The following is a 20335-nucleotide window of genomic DNA, read 5'->3' on the forward strand; positions in this document are numbered from 1 at the left end:
CCTACAAAGGAATAGAAAGATTTGCCGTAAACAAAAAATGAACGTTGGATAAAAGAACATTTTTTGTATAGCTAAAATCATGTTTGGGTAAAACATCATTTTAACGACAAATCATTTTAATTCTTAGATGCTGTTACGCGATCAATCACAATTGCAAAAACAAGAACGATGAGCGATGGAAGTAACCATGCAAGATTTTGTTCGTTTAAAGGCAAATGTTGGATGAATGTTGGTAATTGCTGAGTAAATCCAGCTGCTTTAATCGCTTCAATAATGCCGAAAAGAAATGCAACAGCAGTGACAGAGCCAACCACGATAGAAGGATTGTTCCAACGCTTCCAGAAAAAGCTGAGCATAATCACAACAATTGCGGGTGGGTAAATTGCACTGAGTACAGGAACGGATACCGCAATTAACTTGGTTAAACCTAAATTGGAGATCAGTAACGAAAAGCCAGTTAGGATAAAAACAAGCAACTTATAAGACAGGCCTGTCAATTCGGTAAAATATTCAGCACATGCGCAGGTCAAGCCAATTGCAGTTACCATACATGCGAGGAAAATCAAGATCGTTAAGAAATAAGATCCGTAATCACCAAATGCGTGTTGTACATATGCATGTAGAATGATTGCACCATTGGCTGCATTAGGCGCAACTTCATGGCTACCTAAGCCAAGTTTAAACAAGCTGATATACACAAGCGTCAGTCCAACACCTGCAATCAAACTTGCGATAATGGCATATTTGGTAATTAATTTAGCATCAGTCACACCACGTGATTGAATCGCTTGAATAATTACGATACCAAATACCAGTGCACCTAAGGTATCCATGGTCAAATAACCGCTTACAAAGCCTTCAGAAACTGGACTAGCGATATAGTTATTGACAGGAGCTGAGATGAGACCCGTTGGAATAGCAAATGCTGCGATACCTAAGATTGCCAAGGCAATAATTTTTAAAGGTGCAAGTACATGACCAACAGTATCGAGTAGTTTGTTTGGATACAATGAAACTGCAGTCACAAAAGCAAAATAAACAACACTATAGATGAACAGACTGCTGCCAGATGTACCAAAATAGGGTGCAAAACCAATTTCATAAGAAACAGTTGCGGTACGTGGCGTTGCAAATAGTGGACCTACAGATAAATAGCAGACAATCGTTAACAACAGGCTAAAGAAGCGTCCGAGTGGGGAACTGATGATTTCGATTGAGCCTTTCATGCGAGATAGGGCCATAATCGTAATGACAGGCAAACCAACTGCGGTAATTAAGAAACCGAAAGCGGCAAGCCAAACATGTTCACCAGCCTGCTGAGCAACGATTGGAGGAAAGATAATATTGCCTGCGCCAATAAATAACGCGAAGGTCATAAAACCTAAAGCAATGATATCTCCTGTACGAAGTTGATTCATAAAGAGGGAGGCATAAAATAAAAGTGCGAATTTTAGAACAAAAATGCGTTCTTTTGAAACTAATTTATGTGAAATTTGGTTGATTTTTGACTAAAAAGAAACGATGAAAATCATATAATTAGTAATGGTAAAGCTAATACTTTGAAAAGGTTTCTAAAAGTCGAAAAATAGAAGTTATTATGTTTTTTTTCTATGATGCTGATCGAAATTAAATGTAAAATAAAAACCGTCATTTAGTCTTAAAATGATTGAAGATTTGCATGCTAAAGCGTACAAATATTGAAATACTTTGTGCAGTCCCAATATTTTTTTTCTGCATGTGATTTTAATCTGATTGATGAATAAGGAAATCTCGAATGAGAGCTTCTACTGTGACCATTAAGACTGAACAAGATCTGGAGAAATTACGTATCTCTGGTCGTTTAGCGGCACAAGTGTTAGAAATGATCGGGCCTTATATCAAGCCTGGCATTTCAACTGAATATTTAGATGATATCTGCAATGATTATATTGTGAATACCTTGCAGGTGATCCCAGCCAACGTAGGCTATCACGGTTTTACCAAGACGACCTGTATCTCTGTTAATGAAGAGGTTTGTCACGCCATACCTTCTGCGAAAAAGATTTTGCAAGAGGGGGATATTTTAAATATCGATGTTGCTGTGATTAAAGATGGCTATTTTGGTGATACCAGTCGTATGTACTTTGTTGGTGAGCCAAGCCCCGAAGCGAAGAAATTGGTTGAAACCACTTATGAAGCGATGTTAGCGGGTATTCATACAGTTAAACCTGGGGCAACTTTAGGTGATATTGGCTATGCCATTCAATCAGTTGCACATCGCGAAGGTTATAGCATTGTGCGTGAATATTGTGGGCATGGTATTGGTCGTATTTACCATGAACAGCCAAATATCCTGCACTATGGTCAAAAAGGTCAGGGTATGGTCTTAAAAAAAGGTATGGTCTTTACCATCGAACCGATGGTTAATGCTGGGAAAAGACATGTAAGAGAGCTGAATGATGGTTGGACTGTAATAACACAAGATAAATCATTGTCTGCGCAATGGGAGCATATGGTTGCTGTAACAGATGATGGTTTTGAGCTATTAACGCCATGGCCAAATGGGACAGGGCATTATCCTACTGTTTAAGGTATTTAAAAAAGCGCGATTTTAATCGCGCTTTTTTTTCGTTGAACACTGAGTCAGTTGTTCGACCAAATAATCAATAAAAACACGAACAGCGGGCAATAGACCGCGTCTCGATGGGTAAACTGCATGGAAAATACCATGTGGTGCAGTCCATTCTGGCAGTACAGTCACTAGTTGACCTGATTTGACAAAATCTTGAGCAATACTATCTGGAAGTAAAGCGATTCCACAGTTTTGAGTGGCTAATTCCGCTAGCATCAATAAATTTGAACCCATAATCACAGGGTTTACTTTGATCTTTTTCTGTTGATGGTCTGGACCTGTGAGTAAGAACTGCTGATCAAGATGGTCTTCTGCCATACTAATGATCCGGTGTTCGGCAAGCTGTTCTGGGTTATTGAGATGACCAAATTCATTTAAATAGGCTTGGCTGGCGAAAAGACGTTGTTCAATCGCTTCGAATTGGCGCAATACAAGGTTTGGATCATCATCTAACTTAGAGCGAACTCGTAAAGCCAGATCAATCCCTTCATTGATCACATCCACACGACGATTGCTGACCATCATTTGTACTCGAACTTCAGGGTATTTTTTCAAAAAGGCGGGCAGGATTTTCGCCATCTGGTTTTGAGCAATATCGACTGGTACACTGACTTTGATGACACCACGTGGCTGACTACTCAAATGATTGACTACATCGTGCGCTGCTTGGGCTGCATTCATCATCACTTGTGCATGCCGATAGACATCCATCCCAATATCAGTCACAGCAAAATGACGCGAACTGCGTTGGATTAGACGTACACCGAGTTGTTCTTCAAGATTATAAACCCTACGGCTGAGTTTCGATTTAGGAATGTCAGTTGCACGTTCTGCAGCACTAAAGCCACCATGTTCTACAACAAGCGCGAAGCAATAAAAATCATCTAAATCCGTTAGCATTACGCTATAAACTCCAGCTTATTGTGATTAAGTTAAATGAATATAAAAGTGATTATTAAACATTGTGGGCTAATAATATAGCCCGAACCTGCTGATATTGTTCCATTCGCTCAAAATCTTTTGTGGTTGGCGATGGAATGCGAGATAAGTCCATATTGTCCGTGATATCTGCCAATTTCACAACACGCGCCAAAGGATTTTGGGCAGCTCGTTGAGCGGCTTCGACTCGAGACTCACCATCCAGTTTGGTGAGCGCAATGATGGCTTCGATAATGTGTGCTTGAAATCCCAGCGCTTGTAAATCTTCAATGCTTGTTTCGGTATCTTCTAAGACATCGTGCAGAACAGCAATGATTTTATGATCCGTGCTGGGTACATTCAGCATCACTCTGAGTGGGTGTAAAATATAAGGGGCATTGGCTTTGTCAACTTGGCCTGAATGTTGTTTTGCGGCAAATGCAATCGCTTGCTCTAATGTTGCCATCAGCTAAATCCTCCGCTTCAAGATAGATTAGCGCGTCATATTCTTTTAAACTGGCTGAAATTTTTTACGCTTAAGTATTATGTCATATCAACTTATCAATATTGTCGATGCGACCCAAAACATTGTATGTCCTTTTTGTCAGCATGCTGTTCTAGACTGGGATCAGGAGCAATACATTCAACCTTGTGAGCATACGCTATTTATGGCTATGGATTTAGGCTTTGAATTTATTGCTGATCGTTTTGAAGAAGTTTTACCACAGTCAGTAGATGAAATTCATGAAGATCCAAATATGAATATTTTTGCTAGTGTTACTCAAGCTCACTATGCTGACATGCACATTTATAAAGCGGATTTAGGCGTAGAAGGGCTATTTCGTTATGTTGGATTTAGTCAAAATTAGAATCCTTCCAATAAAAAAGCCAATCATTTGATTGGCTTTTTGCTTTACAGCTTATGCTTCAGGAGCTGCGCTGTATTGTTCAACTAATGGTTTTAACTCACCATTTTGGAACATTTCAAGCATGATGTCGCTACCACCAATAAGCTCGCCATTAATCCATAATTGTGGAAAAGTAGGCCAGTTCGCAATTTGAGGTAAAGTTGCACGAATATCTTGATTTTCCAAAATATTTACATAGGCAAATGGACGACCAATTTGGCTAAGTGCTTCTACTGCACGAGCAGAAAAACCACATTGCGGGAATTGTGGAGTGCCTTTCATGTAAAGTAAAACAGGGTGTTTCGCAATTTGATCACGAATTAACGCTACTGTATCACGCGCTTGTTCCGTCATAGATAGATCCTCAACTAATCTCCTTGCATTATACCTAAAAAAAAGCGTGGCGGAGGATTGCGAAAGATTTTTCTTATATAAATGTGACTTTAGGCTTTCAATCTACGCAAGTTTTTGCTTATATAACTTTTTTCACCACAACTACTGATAGATTGAGTTTGTTATGACTAATATCACTCTTGCTCCTGTGCAACCTGATCAACCATCACATCTTATGGCAACCTATGGTCGCCAAGCGATCAGCTTTGTACGAGGACGAGGGGCGTATTTATATACGGCAGAGGGTACGGAATATTTAGATGCGTTAACGGGGATTGCAGTGTGTGGTTTAGGACATGCACATCCAGTTATTGCAGAAGCCATTGCTGAACAAGCCGCGACTTTGGTGCATACCAGCAATTTATATGAAATTCCTTGGCAAACTGCCGCGGCACAGAAATTAGCTGCAGTTTCAGGTATGGAAGAGATCTTCTTTTCAAACAGTGGCGCTGAATCAAATGAAGGTGCGATCAAAATTGCACGTAAATTTGGTGCTCAACAAGGCATTGCATACCCAAAAATTTTAGTCGCGGAACAGTCTTTCCACGGCCGTACCTTGGCAACATTGTCTGCAACTGGCAATAAAAAGGTTCAGGAAGGTTTTGCGCCTTTGGTCGAAGGTTTTATTCGTGTGCCTTTTGGTGATGTGGAGGCGATTCAAGAAGCAGCAATCAATCATCCAGATATCGTTGCCATCCTGATTGAGCCTATTCAAGGTGAAGGTGGTGTCAATACTGCACCACAAGGGTTTAGTTATTTGGAAGATGTACGTGCGCTATGTAATCAACATAATTGGTTGATGATGCTAGATGAGATTCAAACAGGGAATGGCCGTACAGGCAAATACTTTGCTTATCAACATACCAGCATTATTCCTGATGTAATGACAACGGCTAAAGGCTTAGGCAATGGCTTCCCAATTGGTGCCGTCATGACACAAGGTAAAGCCGTGGGTTTGCTTGGTGCAGGTAGCCATGGTTCAACTTATGGTGGAACAGTGTTGGGTTCGCGTGTGGTATATACCGTGCTTGATACCTTGGAAAAAGAAAATGCTGTTGAGAACGCTGCTACAGTCGGTGCTTATATTGTCGATCAACTCAGAGCGCAATTGGCCGATTATAATGTTCAAGTGCGTGGCTTTGGTATGATGATTGGGATTCAATTGCCAAAAGACTGTGCCGAACTGGTCGCAATTGCACGTGATGAATATAAGTTGATTATCAATGTAACGGCAGGTTCAGTGGTACGTTTATTACCGCCATTAAACATGACACAAGCGCAAGCAGATGAGTTATTACAGCGTCTTGTTCCTGTGATTCAGAATTTTCTAAAAGCATAATTGTTGTAAATTGAATAAAAAAGGGCAATTTATTTGCCCTTTTTTATTTGTATGTGGAATCAGCCAGAAATATATTGTTGAAGCTGCTCAATCAGAATACGTTGATCATCCATCGCAGCTTTAACTAAGTCTCCAATAGAGATAAATCCAACTAACTTTTCTTGATCAAGTACAGGTAAATGACGTAAATGACGGTCAGTCATGAGGTTAAGGCATTCCTCGACAGTATGGTTTAGCCCTACAGAAATTACTTTTGACGTCATAATGTCTGACACAGGCGTATTGTTTGATGAACGCTCCATCAAGGCAATTTTACGGGTATAGTCACGTTCAGAAAAAATACCTACAACGGTTTCGTTTTCAGCGACAACTAAAGCACCAACACCTTTTTCTGCCATAATTTTAATTGCTTCAAGTACAGTCGCATTCGGTGAAATGGTAAAAATTGATTGTACTGCTTTATTCTTGATGACTTGAGCAACGATTGTCATTGTTTATCCACCTGTGTTGTATTGTCATTTTCATTTAACTTAACGGTATTTTTTTTAAATGCAAAGTCTTAATTTCACTCCAATGATAACTTTTCTTCATGAATGTCTAAAAAGTCATCACTGGAGTAGAGGAAAAGATTAAACCGTCACTGCTGATTGATGTGGCATAAAGAAGAAATGCTGCATTTGCTGGGTTGAAAGTTTAAATTTACGATGCGAAGAATTAAATAAAGCAGGTTCAACTTGTAAACGGGTTAAAGTTGGAAGCAATGATTCGTGGAAATCTTTCGGCGTAATCTTACGAGGTGTGTAGTTTTTCCAGTGTGCTTTAGCATAGCGATGAGCTTGTACGCCGTTCAGCCAAAAGGGGAATACGTGACCATCTTGATCCGATTTGATTGCCCAACCTTGATGGTATAACCCCCAAAGAACGCCACAATACATCATTGTTTTTAGAATTGAAATTTTGAACATCAACTCACGTGAGACCGGTTGGAAATGGCTAAAACGATACATGTTATTAAACTAATATTCTTAAACTTATGTTTTATTATAAGAAAGATAGATGGCAGTTATGTTTAAACAATTGATCTAAATCGTAAGCAAATATTGTAAGTTTCTCATCGAAACGACTAAAGCTTTGATGAGCCGCAAGCCAGGAATATGAAAGAACCATGTTGATTCGTTTTATGCAGGTATTAAAAAACGCCACCTAAGTGACGTTTCATTATGCTTGTAAGGTTGCCATCTTCTGCCAATACTGTGCTTTCAAGGAGTCACGTTCTACTCGGAAGCCTTGATAATACAACTCTGCTAAAAATAATGCCGCTTTACCGTGACCTGCTTTAGCTACTTCTTCAAGCTCTTTCACTGCATCTTGGAAGTTTTTTTGCGATTGAATTGTATTTACCGCATTTGCATATACATGCTCTAGTTCATGGTGTGTAAATTGTTGAATCATATATAACTCCTTATTTTAATTATGATTACCGCAAATTCTATTCAAAGTTACTCTACTTTGAATTTAAGCTACTTTAACTTAGATTTGTTAAATTATTATGACAAAATTGATTGAATTGTCAAATATATTCGGTGTCATTACGTAAATAAAATCTTACACGATTAAACATTTGTGGCAAATAATTTTAAGTAAAATCAAAGTGAGAATAATAGAAAAGGAGAATAACATGTCCAATGTCATTGATGGCGTAACTGTGGATGTCCCACCATTAGAAAGTCAAATTATTGCTTTAGCTCATCATCATCGTCAATTACTTGATGAAGCCATTTTCCATCAAGAAATTCACTTGGGTGATTATTGCCTAGCACAACGTAAACGCGTGTATGACTTTGCGAGTCATTTAAGCCCTGAACAAAAAGATCAGTTTTATCGGATCTACGATGGAGAGTTGAAAAATATTGCCGATGATGATGACTTGCATCCTGCAGATGCTGAAAGTGGTGTCGGGATGTTTGCCATTTTTATTACCTTGGTCATCATTGCATTTATTTTGTACTTTTCCTTTGTTCGTACATTAGTCAGTTAATTATTGCTAAAGTAGTGTGCGTTCAATAAGTTGTGGAATTGTGACTTATTGAACGTTGTGCTTGTCCTTAGTGAATCAGAGACTTACACTACCTCTAATTCGAGGTAGATTATGTTGTCTATAATTTTTAAACATAAGGTTATGCAATCCAAATTAGGATTTAAGTTGGACCAATTTTATAATGTTTTGGTCGGTATTATTATTTTGTCTATTTTTATACTTGCGTATAACGCATTACAGCGTCCAATTAATACAGTGCAGTATCAAAAAGTTGTTCAGTACGCACAACAGGCGAGCCATCCAAGAACACAGCATTTAGCTGGAGATATTTTGGAACAGGCTAAAATTCGGCGTGTAGATTATTTAAAGCTTTTAAATGCTTACCAATTTGAATCGAATCGTATTAAACAATATCCAGCTATGGCAAAAGAAGATGAATGAGTTTTAAGCGATTCATTTCTATTTATAAATGAATGATTTGCCTCTGTCGGAAAAAAGAAATCAATTTATGCTAGACTAGCGGTCTTTTTAAAAAGCTGCTTTATTCTCAAGGAATCGACATGCAACAGCAATCGAATATGCAAAATAAATTCTTGATAGATGCTGACATTGGTGATGATGATGTCACATTGCCGAATTTACCTGCTGTCGATGTTCCCATTATTGATGAGCCAGTTGTAAAGCCAATTGTTGAAACACCTGTAGCAGAGCCAGTTGTTGAGCAACAAGCATCGGTCGTTGAAGAAGAAACCAAATCAACGGGTTTCTTTGGTCGTATGAAAGATGGTTTGACTAAAACTCGTCGTAGTTTCACTGATGGGATGGTGAATATCCTGATTGGTGGTAAAGAGATCGATGACGAATTGTTAGAAGAAGTTGAAGAGCAATTATTGGTTGCAGATATCGGTGTAGATGCAACTAAAACCATTATTGCGAATTTGACTGAAAGAACAGCTCGTGGTGATTTGATCTATTCCCATGCGTTGTACAAAGCACTGCAAGAAGAATTAGTCGCTTTACTCGCACCGCGTGTTAAACCACTACATATCGACCCTAACAAATCGCCTTATGTGATTCTCATGGTCGGTGTAAATGGTGTGGGTAAAACTACAACCATTGGTAAGTTGGCAAAGCGTTTACAAGGTGAAGGCAAGAAAGTCATGCTGGCTGCAGGCGATACGTTCCGTGCGGCAGCGACTGAACAACTGCAAATTTGGGGTGAGCGTAATGACATCCCAGTGGTTGCTCAAGGTCATGGTGCAGACAGTGCTTCGGTTATTTTTGATGCTTTTGAAAGTGCACGTGCTAAAGGTATTGATGTCTTGATCGCGGATACTGCTGGACGTTTGCAGAATAAAGCCAACTTGATGGAAGAACTGAAAAAAGTGAAGCGTGTGATGCAAAAGATAGATGCTACTGCACCGCATGAAATTATGCTCATCGTTGATGCTGGAACGGGTCAAAATGCAATTAACCAAGTTCAGTTGTTTGACGAAGCTGTTGGCTTAACAGGGATTACCATTACCAAGCTTGATGGTACGGCTAAAGGTGGCGTGTTATTTAATATTGCCAGTCGTACTCATGTGCCGATTCGTTATATTGGTGTGGGTGAGAAGATTGATGATTTGCGTCCTTTCTCAGCAAAATCATTCGTTGCCGCATTATTTGAAACCGATAAGTAATTAAATTGTGTTAAAAAAAACTCCACGATATGTGGAGTTTTTTATTTCCAATATAAAATAAGACTGTTTCAAAAATAAAACGATCTGTCATGTTTTTTAGACTATTCCTAAAAAATGCGTCGTTATACACTACATTCAATCCAAGATAACGCCCAAAGGGCACATAGGTAGGAATAACAACATGAGCAACTTCTTAAATAGCATTAAATCACGCCGTACCATTTATGCGATTGGTAAAAACCTTACAGTTGATCAAACCAAAGTTGAAGAAACTATTCGTGAAGCGGTAAAACAAAGTCCATCATCATTCAACTCACAAACTTCACGTGTTGTGACTTTGTACGGTGAATCGCATGTTAAATTCTGGGAAATCGTACGTGAGACTTTACGTAAAATGGTACCAGCAGAAGCGTTTGCAAATACAAGTGCAAAAATTGATAGCTTTGCAGCTGGTTTTGGTACAGCGTTATTTTATGAAGATCAAGATGTTGTAAAAGGTTTACAAGAACAATTTGCATTATATGCAGATAACTTCCCAGTTTGGTCTGAACATTCAAGTGCAATCGCACAGTTTGCAACTTGGACGGCTTTGTCAGAAATTGGTGTAGGCGCATCATTACAGCACTACAACCCAATTATTGATGTAGAAGTTGCTGAAACTTTTGATATCCCAGCAAACTGGAAATTACGTGCTCAGCTGGTATTTGGTTCAATCGAAGCAGCGGCAGGCGAAAAAACATATATGGATGATGCAGCACGTTTCAAAACTTTCAACTAAGTTCAAACGGATAGCAAAAAAGAGCACTGTATAGTGCTCTTTTTTTATTTCTATAGCGTATTCGCCAAAAGAACTATGGTGCTTATAATCAAATATGATGTATATATCTTAAATAAGCCAAATTGATGGAATAGACAGTTTTGTTTTCTGTCATAAAATAGTCACAATCGCATTGCATAGTGCATACGATTTCATAAATTGTTTATATCGAGAAGAGTCTAATGTCTTTAAGAGTTGGTGTTGCTGCTTTCGGGTTATTATTAAGTAGTTCAGTTTTTTCAGCAGTCACAATCACTGCACCTGAAGAAATCGTGATTCTTGCTGTAAATGGTCAAGAAGTAAATAATGGTTTAATTCCATCAAAAAAGAATAACTATCAAGTAGATCCAGGCAATTTAACTGTCAATGTTCGCTATCGTGAATATTTCGAGCATCTAAATGGTGAACATGACATTGTTAAATCTGGCGTTGTAACCATTCAGGCACCAGATTTGCAAGATAACAAGTCTTATAGTTTGGGTCTGGTCAATGCACCTAAAAATTTCGATGCGGCCAAGAAATATGCAGACCAACCTACCGTTGCTTTGTATGATCAAAATAAAAAACTGGTGGTACAGCAAACTGGTGCAAATAATGAAGCACAGCCATGGTTTACTGGCAGTAATTTATTAAGCCGCACTTTGGACTTAACACAAAAGAACAAAAATAATGCAGCGAATCAACCTGCACCTGTTTATGCAGGAACAACATCACCAGTAGTTGCAACTACTGCTGCACCTGTAGCAGTAACTACAGCAGCGACAGTCGGTACAGCAAAAACTACAGACCAACAATTGGCAGAATTATGGCAGAAAGCATCTAAAGCTGAACGTCAAAAATTTATGGCTTGGTTAGCTGGTCAAACAAACTAATCTAAAATTTAATAACAAAGCCGATGTTATCATCGGCTTTGTTTTGTGTGGAATAAAATAAAAGTGTCTTTAATGATTAGAAAAGCGAAGAATAGTGATTTAGAACAGCTGGTTAGGCTGATTAATATCGCATATAGAGAACAATCAGAACGTAGTTGGACAACGGAAAAAGCCTATGTTCAAGGTGATCGCATCGGTAAAGTTCAATTAGGACAAATATTACAGCAACCAAATTTCGAATTATTGGTGGGTGAGCTAGATAATGATGAGATTGTTGCCTGCATCGGATTAAATTTGAATAATGATTATATAGAGATAGGTACTTTTGCGATTGATCCAAGCTTACAGAACCAAGGTTATGGGCGTGAATTACTCAATTATGCTGAGTTATATATTGCTCAAAATTATCCAAAGATTCGTGATTTAGTTATGCATGTTCTGGATGTTCGTATTGAATTGTTGGCTTACTATCAGCGCCGTGGTTACCAAATAACGGGACGCAAAAGTAAATATCCAATTGAGGCTGAAGTAGGGCAACCTCTTGTACCTATTCAACTGATTGAAATGAAAAAAATCTTGAGCGTATAAAAGAGCCACGATTGCAACAATCGAGGCTCTATAGACAACAGTTTAAGCTTGGTTTTCAGTAAGAGAGGATGCTTGGTTAACTTTTTGTGTAGACCAAATTGAACCAATTGGTGCAGCTTGCGCACGATCTCTGGCTTGTTGATAAAAACGTATAAATACCAAAGCAAATATGAAAGCCGTGATATCAATCCAAATCAAATGACCTGTTGAATACCAAAGTCCTTGGATTGGAAACATATAGGCGAGCACAGAAGTCGCAGGAATCAGCAATAAAACAAGCGCAATGGCTAAGAAAAGTTGAGCTAAAGCTTTTGCTGCACCAATAAGGAAACTGTATGTAATACAAGCAATAAATACCAAATAGTAGCTATACATAAATACATGGTTATGACTTTGTAATTGCAATGGTATGACATAAGCCCATCGCCCAATCAGCATACTGGTAAATATCGCTAACATACAGCCTAAGCAAGCACCAATGGTCAGATTGGCAATAAACATGACATCTTTACGCTGTTGTGGTGCTGGTAGATTGGGATTCTTCTGTTTACGCAGGCGAGTTTCAATCCACAGAATATTACCTGAATAGAATAGATAAGCCCCGCCTAAGCCAAAGATCAAATAGATCCAGCGGATGGGTTCACCACCATAATTACCAAAATGTAAGGCAAACATTGAACGAATCAGTGAAGCCGCTGAACTTTCTTCAGTGGATAGGGTTTTGGTTGGGTAAGGTGTACTTTGATATGGATTAAATGACATATAGTCAAAGGTATCACCACGAAGCATACGATCCGGATGATATAAAGCAACAAAGGCAGATGCACGCTCTGGATTATCCAGTTGATTAAAACGAATGCCATCAATGCGATAATCGGGTGCTGCTTTTTGAATGTTGAGGAAAACTTTTTCTACATCGAGTTGTGGGGTTGGTTCTATAATTTTAACGGCTGGCGGACGCTCAAATAGGGGCTTATCTTTAGAAACCAATTGAGTAAGTGCACCATAAAAAATATCATGAAAAGCAAAAACGACGACACTAACGCTGATAATGATATGGAAAGGTAAACTGGTAATGCCAATGACATTATGTGTGTCTAGCCAAAAGCGTTTTTTGTTTTTACCTTTGCGGACTGCAAAATAATCGCTGATCAGAGTGGGTAGTAACACGATTAAACCCGACATAATGGCAAGAAAGTATAAAACAGCCACAACGCCCATCACCATTACACCTGCGGTATGGTGTCCCATCATACCTGGGATACCCGCAGTCTCATGCAGTTGTTCAATCAGCCAACCTAGTTTTGACACATTTTCTTCTTTGGCAATCAGTTGTCCATTGTTATCGAGCGTTGCCATCATGCTTGTTTGAGCGATATCAATGCCATGATGATCTTCATTTTCTTCATGTGCAGCTTCCCATTGAATGGGTGCATTATGTCCTTCTGGTGAGCTAAAGCTTAAAGTGAATGCCTTTTGTGTTTCGGGGAACTTAGCCTGAACTTGTTCGACCAATCGGTTGTATTGGTTATTTTGAATTTTTGCTAATTTTTGCTGAGGAGGAGCTGCCCATTGACTAAGTTGATGTTGAAACATCGTTAGTCCACCGGCAAAAAAACAGATAAATAATAAAATACCTGCGCTTATGCCAACCCATGTGTGTAGGTTTTTGCCAGTTTTAATGATATCTGCGCGAATTTTCATTTTAAGCTCTCAACCAGAATAACAAGGTATAGGCAAAGACATTAGCAAGGCTAAAAATTAAGATGCTTTGCCAGCCTTTAGGAATGAAATAAGCAGTAAAGAATACACACAGCCAAATCCATGGAATGGACCACATTCCTAGTTGTGGTGCAAGTGAAGTATCAGCGCTGGATTTAGTGAGTAATAAAATAATTGCACCCATAACCATTGCAAAACTAAGACCGAGAACAGAGCCAGCAAATGTTTTTGTCCACCAATCAGGTTGTAATTTTTGTTTAAACATGTTCATTTTAAGACGACCTTTTCATGAGCATAATGAAGGGTGCAAATGACCATACCAGAGTCGCGATTGCAAGCCAGATCAAGATGGCAACCAAGATGGGTAATGTATAAATGAGTAAACTTAACCCAATGAATAATCCTAAAAGCCCTAAATATTTGATTGGAGCTGAAAGTGTTTTTTCTAAGAAAATTTGGTTAGGGTGGCTGAGATAAAGGCCCAGACAAGACAGCAGTGAAACCATGATCCCTAATATTTTTAAAGTCATGCGTACAGCCCAGAACAAGTATAATGATAATAATTATTATTTAAATTTACTAAAAATTAAAGCTTAAATTCAAAAACTTAATCTATTCAGCTGAAATATCAAAAGATAAATGCTATTGATAATTATTATCGTTTATGTATTATGTAAAAAAATATTACATACTCGGGGGAGTTATGAAGCACCACAATTTATATACAGCGATTATGTTAAGCATGCTTGGTAGTTCTACAAGCATGGTTTGGGCTGGTGATATATCAGAAAATTCAAACAAATCAGATGTGTTACCCGTTATTCATCTTAAAGCTGATCACGAAGCTTCTGCATATACCGTAAAAAAATCAAAATCAGCAACCAAACTGGATTTATCTTTAAAAGAAACACCGCAGTCTGTGAGTGTGATTACCGAACAACAAATGAAAGATCAAAATCTGACAAGTGTATCTGGGGTGCTTGATCAGGTTCCTGGTATATATCGTCAAAGTTATGGTGCGACATCTGCTTGGGGAACAGGTGGTGAATATACCTCGTATTATTCGCGTGGCTCTAAAATTATTAACTTTCAGATTGACGGGTTGTTGTCGAGTCCAGCGATAGAAGGTCGTAGTAACACTGCACTCAGTAATATTGATACTGCTATTTTTGAAAATATTACTGTTGTTAAGGGGGCAACTGGCTTGTTAAATGGCAGTGGTTTGCCAAGCGCCAGTGTTAATTTTAACCGCAAGCATGCTACAGCAAATGCTCAATCATCTGCCAAGGTGAGCTATGGTTCATGGAATACGTGGCGGAGTGAAATTGATGCCTCTCAAGCATTGAATGAATCGGGGAGTATTCGTGGTCGTGTTGTCGCAGCACATCAACAAGGTGATAGCTGGCAGAAATGGGGTGACGCTGCATCAACCATTTTATATGGAGTGGTGGATGCTGATTTAAGTGATAAAACTGTTTTAAGTATTGGTACATCATTAAGCCGTAATGAAAGTGATGGTCAGAGTATCCACGCTTACGCAAATTTTGATGCGAAGAATATTCTTTCTCCAATGGGACGCAAGGACAACTCAGCCCCACGATGGGCTTATACTCATACCGATAGTCTAAATGCATTTGCGCAGTTGCAACATGAGTTTGAAAATCGTTGGAAGTTGAATGCAAATTATAATTTTGCGACAACCGATACAGAAAGCATTTATGGTGTGATTGGGTCAAATACATCTGGCGTTTATAAGACGCAAGATGGGAAGCGTGTACAGGTCATTGGCGCTGATGGTAAACCTGTTTATTACACTGATTATGAAAAAAACACATCAACTGTGACTGCTGGTTATCAGCATACTAAACCTGTTGAACATTCTGTCGATTTGGGCGTGACTGGACCATATCAACTTTTCGGTCGTGAACATGAGCTGATGCTAGGTGCAAACTTTCAGGATGTAGACCAAAATGATCCTTATTACAATCGGGTTATGGGTGAAACAGGCGCAATTAATATCAAAACCTGGAATGGTTATACAGCACAGCCTACTGGTTTATATACTGCGGCAAGTACAGGAAATTCAGTACTGCAATTTAGGCAATATGGCGGCTATTTGGCAACTCGTTTAAATCTTCTTGATAATTTGAAAGTTATATTGGGTGGACGTGTTTCGAGCATCGATTATTATGCCGAATCTGGTAATAAAAATAACGGAACAAAAATTAAAATTGATGATCAGTTTACGCCTTATGCAGGGGTTGTTCTTGATCTCACACCTGAATGGGCGGTTTATGGTAGCTATACCAGTATCTTCTCGCCACAGGCGAATAAAGACTATCAAATGAAATTGCTGGATCCTAAAGAAGGTGATAGCTATGAGTTAGGTATTAAAGGCGAGCTTTTTTCGGGTCGTGTAAATACCAGTTTGGCTTTATTCCAATCGAATATGGATAATGTTGCTGTTGATGCAGGTAAATATACAACCAGTGAAGAAGTGCCTGGCGCAGTTGCAGGGACTACATATTACCGTTCAGCAAAAGGCGCGAAAACAAAAGGCTTTGAGGCTGCGATTTCAGGAGAAGTGCTACCTAATCTGAATCTAAATGGTGGATATACTTATTCAGAAACCAAAGAAAAAGGAGATCGCATCAATACCGATATTCCAAAAGATCAGTTTAAGCTCTTTGGTACTTATAAGTTTTCTGGTGATTTAGACAAGCTGAGTATTGGCGCTGGCGTGACATGGCAGAGTAAAATTTATAGTAGTTATGATATGGATGGCTTTGCTCGTGATAGCAATGGTCAGAAAGCTTTTACGTTGGTTGATGCTATGGCTAAGTATCAAATCAGTCCAGAGTTAACGGTGGGGTTAAATCTCAATAATATTACAGATAAAACCTATCGTTTGAATACGTCAAATCAAACCTTTGGTGCACCGCGTAGTGTAACGGGTTCTGTATCCTTTAAGTTTTAATGGTTATATAAAAAAAGAGGAAGCTCATTGGCTTCCTCTTTTTGTTGGTGGCACAGAAATTAATTTCCAATCCAGATAAAATATCCCAACACCATTAATGGCCAAGCGATATAAGGACTAAACAGCCATTTCCATAACCAGAATCTTGGTATAAACCCAACCCCATGCACGAAACCACCAGAAATACCAATCATCACCAACATCAGTAAGCTATGATTATAGTGTCCGTTGGCATCCAACATCAGTGATGGATGTACCAGTAAAATAGCAGCAAGCGGCAATGCCAACAAAAACGAAATGGTCATTGCAAGTACTTGCGCTTTACTATTCTTCGGTGTTGTCATTGCTTCAGCCATTCTATTATTCCTCATCTAAATCTTGATGATGTTCGATATAAAGCGCACTGAGTACACCTGCGAAACATGCCATCAAGACACCTAGAATCCATGCAAAATACCACATGTCATATCTCCTGATTAATACAAACTATGTGAATTTTCTTCGATATGTTTGTTGGTGATGACACCCCACATTTTGTAATACGACCAAGAGGTATAGATCAAAATGAGCGGAACGAAGATACATGCAGCAACGGTCATTACACCAAGGGTTTTATGACTAGAAACAGCATCCCACATGGTCAAGCTTGAAGTTGGGTCAATGCTTGATGGTAATAAGAATGGGAACAAGGCAAAACCAGCAGTGAGAATTGCACCAACAATCATCAGGCTTGTACCTGTAAAACTCACAGCCGCTTTATGTTTCGCTGCAGTGACAATTACCAATAGCGCACCGAGGATCGCAACGATAGGCGCAGCCATGGTGATCGGATACGTTGTATAGTTATTTAACCAACCATGATTGGCATTGGTCACCACATCTTTCGCAAGTGGATTCAGTGCAGCATTGGTATTGACCGCAGTTGCATAGCTATAACCTGAGATATTGCCAAACAATAACCATGCACCCGCAGCCAAGAAGCACACAAGGAACACGATTGCCATGATTTGTGTTGCTTTTGCAGAGCGGTTATGCAAATTGCCATCAGTACGTAGCATCAGCCAAGCACCACCATGCGCACATAGCATTGATAAGCTGACGATACCGCAAATCAGAGCAAACGGATTCAGTAGTGCAAAGAAGCTACCAGTATATTGCGAACGTAAAGTGTCATCTAAGCTAAATGGTACACCGAGGAACAAGTTCCCGAATGCCACACCAAACACCAGTGCAGGCACCGCACCACCGATACATAGGCCCCAGTCCCAAGAGGTACGCCATTGGGTATTCTCTAATTTAGAGCGATAGTCGAAACCGACGGGTCGCAGGAACAGAGCAAACAAAACGAGTAGCAAGGCCCAATACATGCCAGAGAAGGCAACCGCATAGACCATTGGCCAAGCAGCAAACAGTGCACCACCTGCGGTAATAAACCAGACTTGGTTACCGTCCCAGTGCGGCGCAATGGTATTGATTGCAGCACGACGTTCAGAGTCAGTTTTACCTACAAATGGCATCAGTGCCATTGAGCCCATATCGAAACCATCGGTAAGTGCAAAGCCAATCAGTAGTACACCAACCAAGACCCACCAGATAATTTTTAGGAGTTCATATTCGATCATGATTGAGCCTCCCCAATTTTTGCTTCTAGTTTTTCAAAATGATATTTACCAGTATGCAAAGAACTTGGACCTAAACGAGCAAATTTGATCATTAAGTACATTTCAATAATCAGCAGTACGGTATAGAACGCTGCAAGCGCGATAATTGAACCCCACACATCACCAGCGCTGACGCTTGATGCAGAGAGGTGTGTCGGTAAGATTTCACCAATCGACCAAGGCTGACGACCACCTTCAGCTACATACCAACCTGTTTGAGCTGCAATCCATGGGAGAGGGAGAGCAAACAAAGCAAATTTGAGTAACCAAGGTTTATCTTCGGCATTACGTTTTGCCACAGCCCAAGTCGCGAACAGGAATAGCAACAGCATGAGGAAGCCAGAAGCAACCATGGCACGGAAAGAGAAGAACAATGCTGCGACGTTTGGAATGGTATCTTTAGTTGCAGCTTGGATGTGTTCTTCAGTCGCATCAACCACATTTGGAGAATATTTTTTCAAGAGTAGGCCATAACCTAAGTCTTTTTGATTTTTCTCAAATGAAGCTAATAGTTCTGGAGAGCGGTCACCTGCACGAAGTTTTTCCAACTCGCTATAGGCCACCATACCATTACGGATACGCACTTCGTGTTCTTTCATCAAGTCACGTAAGCCAGTCACTTCTTTATCGGTAGAACGTGTTGCAATAATCCCCATGACATAAGGGATTTTAATGGCGTAGTCGGTACGCATTTCCTGCTGATTTGGGAGACCAAATAAGGTGAATGCAGCAGGTGCAGGTTCGGTATGCCATTCAGCTTCGATGGCAGCAAGTTTGGTTTTTTGAACGTCACCGAGTTCATAACCAGACTCATCACCGAGTAGAATCACAGATAAAGTTGATGCTAAACCGAAAATTGCAGCGATGGCGAATGAGCGACGAGCAAAAGGTAAATCACGTTTCTTTAATAAGTAATAGCTTGAGATGGCGAGTACAAAGATTGCACCAGTGACATAACCCGCAGAAACCGTGTGTACAAATTTTACTTGTGCCACAGGGTTAAAAATCAGCGCACCAAAGTCCACCAATTCCATACGCATGGTTTCGTAATTAAATGCAGCACCGACAGGGTTTTGCATCCAACCGTTGGCGATGAGAATCCACAAGGCAGACATATTCGAGCCAATCGCCACCAACCAAGTCACACCTAAGTGCTGTACTTTAGAGAGACGATCCCAGCCAAAGAAGAATAAACCAATAAAGGTGGATTCTAGGAAGAAAGCCATCAAGCCTTCAATTGCAAGCGGTGCCCCGAAAATATCGCCTACATAGTGAGAATAATAAGCCCAGTTGGTACCGAACTGGAATTCCATAGTCAGACCAGTGGTTACACCTAAGGCAAAGTTAATCCCGAAGAGTTTCCCCCAAAACTTGGTCATGTCTTTATAAATTTCTTTGCCTGAAATCACATAGGTGGTTTCCATGATGGCAAGAATAAAAGCCAGACCTAAAGTTAGAGGGACGAAAAGAAAGTGATACATTGCGGTCATTGCAAATTGGAACCGCGAAAGATCGACCACGCTTTCAGAAATCATCAACGTGTCTCCTGAGTTTTGGACATGTCACCAGCAATACGCTCGGCAACTTCATTGTTAAAATCTTTTGGAATCGTTGGCGCATCAAACCAGATGTGTTTAATCACCAAGAGAAGTACAACTTTAATAATAAGAATAATCGTGATTTCTCTGATGAGTCGCCGATTTGGATCTTGAGAACTCGTGTTCATAGAACCTAGCCTCATATTTAAAGAAGATGTAAAACATTATTAAATAAAATTCATTGAAAATAAACCTTTAGTAATTTTAAATA

25 protein-coding genes are annotated in these 20335 nt (G+C 39.5%); 10 read left to right on the forward strand and 15 right to left on the reverse strand.

The genetic code is table 11. The annotated features are described in order from the left end of the window. Window positions 1–116: 116 nt before the first annotated feature. Window positions 117–1418 (reverse strand): branched-chain amino acid transport system II carrier protein, encoded by a 1302-nt coding sequence (gene brnQ, locus F3J02_RS00810; RefSeq protein WP_167246804.1) that lies wholly within the window; start codon window positions 1416–1418, stop codon window positions 117–119. A gap of 356 nt (window positions 1419–1774) precedes the next feature. On the opposite strand from brnQ, the gene map reads away from it, so the two are divergent. Next, window positions 1775–2569: a type I methionyl aminopeptidase gene (gene map / locus F3J02_RS00815; RefSeq protein ID WP_167246806.1), complete on the forward strand. Its 795-nt coding sequence runs from the start codon at window positions 1775–1777 to the stop codon at window positions 2567–2569. 21 nt (window positions 2570–2590) lie between these two features. On the opposite strand, the gene F3J02_RS00820 is transcribed toward map, so the two are convergent. After that, window positions 2591–3511 (reverse strand): LysR family transcriptional regulator, encoded by a 921-nt coding sequence (locus tag F3J02_RS00820; RefSeq protein WP_167246808.1) that lies wholly within the window; start codon window positions 3509–3511, stop codon window positions 2591–2593. A 55-nt stretch (window positions 3512–3566) separates the two neighbouring features. Beyond that, on the reverse strand, window positions 3567–3995 hold the full coding sequence (locus F3J02_RS00825; RefSeq protein ID WP_167246810.1) for a guanosine-3',5'-bis(diphosphate) 3'-pyrophosphohydrolase: 429 nt from the start codon (window positions 3993–3995) through the stop codon (window positions 3567–3569). A 79-nt stretch (window positions 3996–4074) separates the two neighbouring features. Here F3J02_RS00825 and F3J02_RS00830 point away from each other — a divergent pair, with 79 nt between their 5' ends. Continuing rightward, entirely contained in the window at window positions 4075–4398 is a 324-nt protein-coding gene (locus F3J02_RS00830) for a hypothetical protein (protein WP_167246812.1), read from the forward strand. Window positions 4399–4449: 51 nt separating this feature from the next. Here the strand turns inward: F3J02_RS00830 and grxD are convergent, their stop codons facing one another. Then, window positions 4450–4791, reverse strand: coding sequence for a Grx4 family monothiol glutaredoxin (gene grxD, locus F3J02_RS00835; protein ID WP_005054182.1), 342 nt, complete (start codon window positions 4789–4791; stop codon window positions 4450–4452). Window positions 4792–4954: 163 nt separating this feature from the next. Between grxD and F3J02_RS00840 the strand changes: the two genes are divergently transcribed. Continuing rightward, the gene (locus F3J02_RS00840) at window positions 4955–6169 is read left to right on the forward strand and encodes an aspartate aminotransferase family protein (RefSeq protein WP_167246814.1); all 1215 of its coding nucleotides are present in this window, start codon (window positions 4955–4957) and stop codon (window positions 6167–6169) included. Between the two features lie 59 nt (window positions 6170–6228). On the opposite strand, the gene F3J02_RS00845 is transcribed toward F3J02_RS00840, so the two are convergent. From F3J02_RS00845 to F3J02_RS00855, 3 genes are all read right to left on the reverse strand, one after another. Then, complete coding sequence (locus F3J02_RS00845; RefSeq protein ID WP_004806717.1) at window positions 6229–6660, reverse strand: CBS domain-containing protein; 432 nt, start codon at window positions 6658–6660, stop codon at window positions 6229–6231. A gap of 138 nt (window positions 6661–6798) precedes the next feature. Continuing rightward, window positions 6799–7176, reverse strand: a complete 378-nt coding sequence (locus tag F3J02_RS00850; protein WP_004806719.1) for a DUF2750 domain-containing protein — start codon at window positions 7174–7176, stop codon at window positions 6799–6801. Between the two features lie 211 nt (window positions 7177–7387). Next, window positions 7388–7621, reverse strand: coding sequence for a hypothetical protein (locus F3J02_RS00855; protein WP_004653777.1), 234 nt, complete (start codon window positions 7619–7621; stop codon window positions 7388–7390). Between the two features lie 226 nt (window positions 7622–7847). On the opposite strand from F3J02_RS00855, the gene F3J02_RS00860 reads away from it, so the two are divergent. The 6 genes from F3J02_RS00860 to F3J02_RS00885 all read left to right on the forward strand — a co-directional run bounded on the left by F3J02_RS00860 (window position 7848) and on the right by F3J02_RS00885 (window position 12166). After that, entirely contained in the window at window positions 7848–8207 is a 360-nt protein-coding gene (locus tag F3J02_RS00860) for a hypothetical protein (protein WP_004806721.1), read from the forward strand. 111 nt (window positions 8208–8318) lie between these two features. Beyond that, complete coding sequence (locus tag F3J02_RS00865; protein ID WP_167246816.1) at window positions 8319–8648, forward strand: hypothetical protein; 330 nt, start codon at window positions 8319–8321, stop codon at window positions 8646–8648. Window positions 8649–8767: 119 nt separating this feature from the next. Continuing rightward, window positions 8768–9889, forward strand: coding sequence for a signal recognition particle-docking protein FtsY (gene ftsY, locus F3J02_RS00870; RefSeq protein WP_167246818.1), 1122 nt, complete (start codon window positions 8768–8770; stop codon window positions 9887–9889). A gap of 181 nt (window positions 9890–10070) precedes the next feature. Next, the gene (locus F3J02_RS00875; protein ID WP_167246820.1) at window positions 10071–10667 is read left to right on the forward strand and encodes a nitroreductase family protein; all 597 of its coding nucleotides are present in this window, start codon (window positions 10071–10073) and stop codon (window positions 10665–10667) included. A gap of 221 nt (window positions 10668–10888) precedes the next feature. Next, window positions 10889–11578 (forward strand): DUF2057 family protein, encoded by a 690-nt coding sequence (locus tag F3J02_RS00880; protein WP_167246822.1) that lies wholly within the window; start codon window positions 10889–10891, stop codon window positions 11576–11578. Between the two features lie 63 nt (window positions 11579–11641). Further along, a complete protein-coding gene (locus F3J02_RS00885; RefSeq protein WP_167246824.1) occupies window positions 11642–12166 on the forward strand; it encodes a GNAT family N-acetyltransferase in 525 nt (174 codons plus the stop codon). Between the two features lie 42 nt (window positions 12167–12208). Here F3J02_RS00885 and F3J02_RS00890 read toward each other — a convergent pair whose 3' ends face one another. Genes F3J02_RS00890 through F3J02_RS18525 form a run of 3 tightly spaced genes read right to left on the reverse strand, consistent with a single transcriptional unit; the run spans window position 12209 to window position 14418 of the window. Then, on the reverse strand, window positions 12209–13870 hold the full coding sequence (locus F3J02_RS00890; protein WP_167246826.1) for a PepSY-associated TM helix domain-containing protein: 1662 nt from the start codon (window positions 13868–13870) through the stop codon (window positions 12209–12211). Window position 13871: 1 nt separating this feature from the next. Continuing rightward, a complete protein-coding gene (locus tag F3J02_RS00895; RefSeq protein WP_167246828.1) occupies window positions 13872–14159 on the reverse strand; it encodes a hypothetical protein in 288 nt (95 codons plus the stop codon). A 1-nt stretch (window position 14160) separates the two neighbouring features. After that, window positions 14161–14418, reverse strand: coding sequence for a hypothetical protein (locus F3J02_RS18525; protein WP_228284306.1), 258 nt, complete (start codon window positions 14416–14418; stop codon window positions 14161–14163). Between the two features lie 173 nt (window positions 14419–14591). On the opposite strand from F3J02_RS18525, the gene F3J02_RS00900 reads away from it, so the two are divergent. Further along, entirely contained in the window at window positions 14592–16865 is a 2274-nt protein-coding gene (locus F3J02_RS00900) for a TonB-dependent siderophore receptor (RefSeq protein WP_167246830.1), read from the forward strand. A 59-nt stretch (window positions 16866–16924) separates the two neighbouring features. Here F3J02_RS00900 and F3J02_RS00905 read toward each other — a convergent pair whose 3' ends face one another. Genes F3J02_RS00905 through cydP form a run of 5 tightly spaced genes read right to left on the reverse strand, consistent with a single transcriptional unit; the run spans window position 16925 to window position 20252 of the window. Beyond that, window positions 16925–17221, reverse strand: coding sequence for a cyd operon YbgE family protein (locus tag F3J02_RS00905; protein WP_004806745.1), 297 nt, complete (start codon window positions 17219–17221; stop codon window positions 16925–16927). A 4-nt stretch (window positions 17222–17225) separates the two neighbouring features. Then, window positions 17226–17327 carry a cytochrome bd-I oxidase subunit CydX gene (gene cydX, locus F3J02_RS00910; protein ID WP_004653762.1) on the reverse strand — a complete coding sequence of 34 codons (102 nt, stop codon included), beginning with the start codon at window positions 17325–17327 and terminating at the stop codon, window positions 17226–17228. A 14-nt stretch (window positions 17328–17341) separates the two neighbouring features. After that, window positions 17342–18487 (reverse strand): cytochrome d ubiquinol oxidase subunit II, encoded by a 1146-nt coding sequence (gene cydB / locus F3J02_RS00915; RefSeq protein WP_167246832.1) that lies wholly within the window; start codon window positions 18485–18487, stop codon window positions 17342–17344. Beyond that, window positions 18484–20061 carry a cytochrome ubiquinol oxidase subunit I gene (locus F3J02_RS00920; protein ID WP_167246834.1) on the reverse strand — a complete coding sequence of 526 codons (1578 nt, stop codon included), beginning with the start codon at window positions 20059–20061 and terminating at the stop codon, window positions 18484–18486. The genes cydB and F3J02_RS00920 overlap by 4 nt, the downstream gene beginning before the upstream one ends. Then, a complete protein-coding gene (gene cydP / locus F3J02_RS00925; protein WP_004806751.1) occupies window positions 20061–20252 on the reverse strand; it encodes a cytochrome oxidase putative small subunit CydP in 192 nt (63 codons plus the stop codon). The genes F3J02_RS00920 and cydP overlap by 1 nt, the downstream gene beginning before the upstream one ends. Window positions 20253–20335 lie beyond the last annotated feature (83 nt).

This window comes from Acinetobacter sp. Tr-809, assembly GCF_011753255.1.
GTDB lineage: Bacteria > Pseudomonadota > Gammaproteobacteria > Pseudomonadales > Moraxellaceae > Acinetobacter.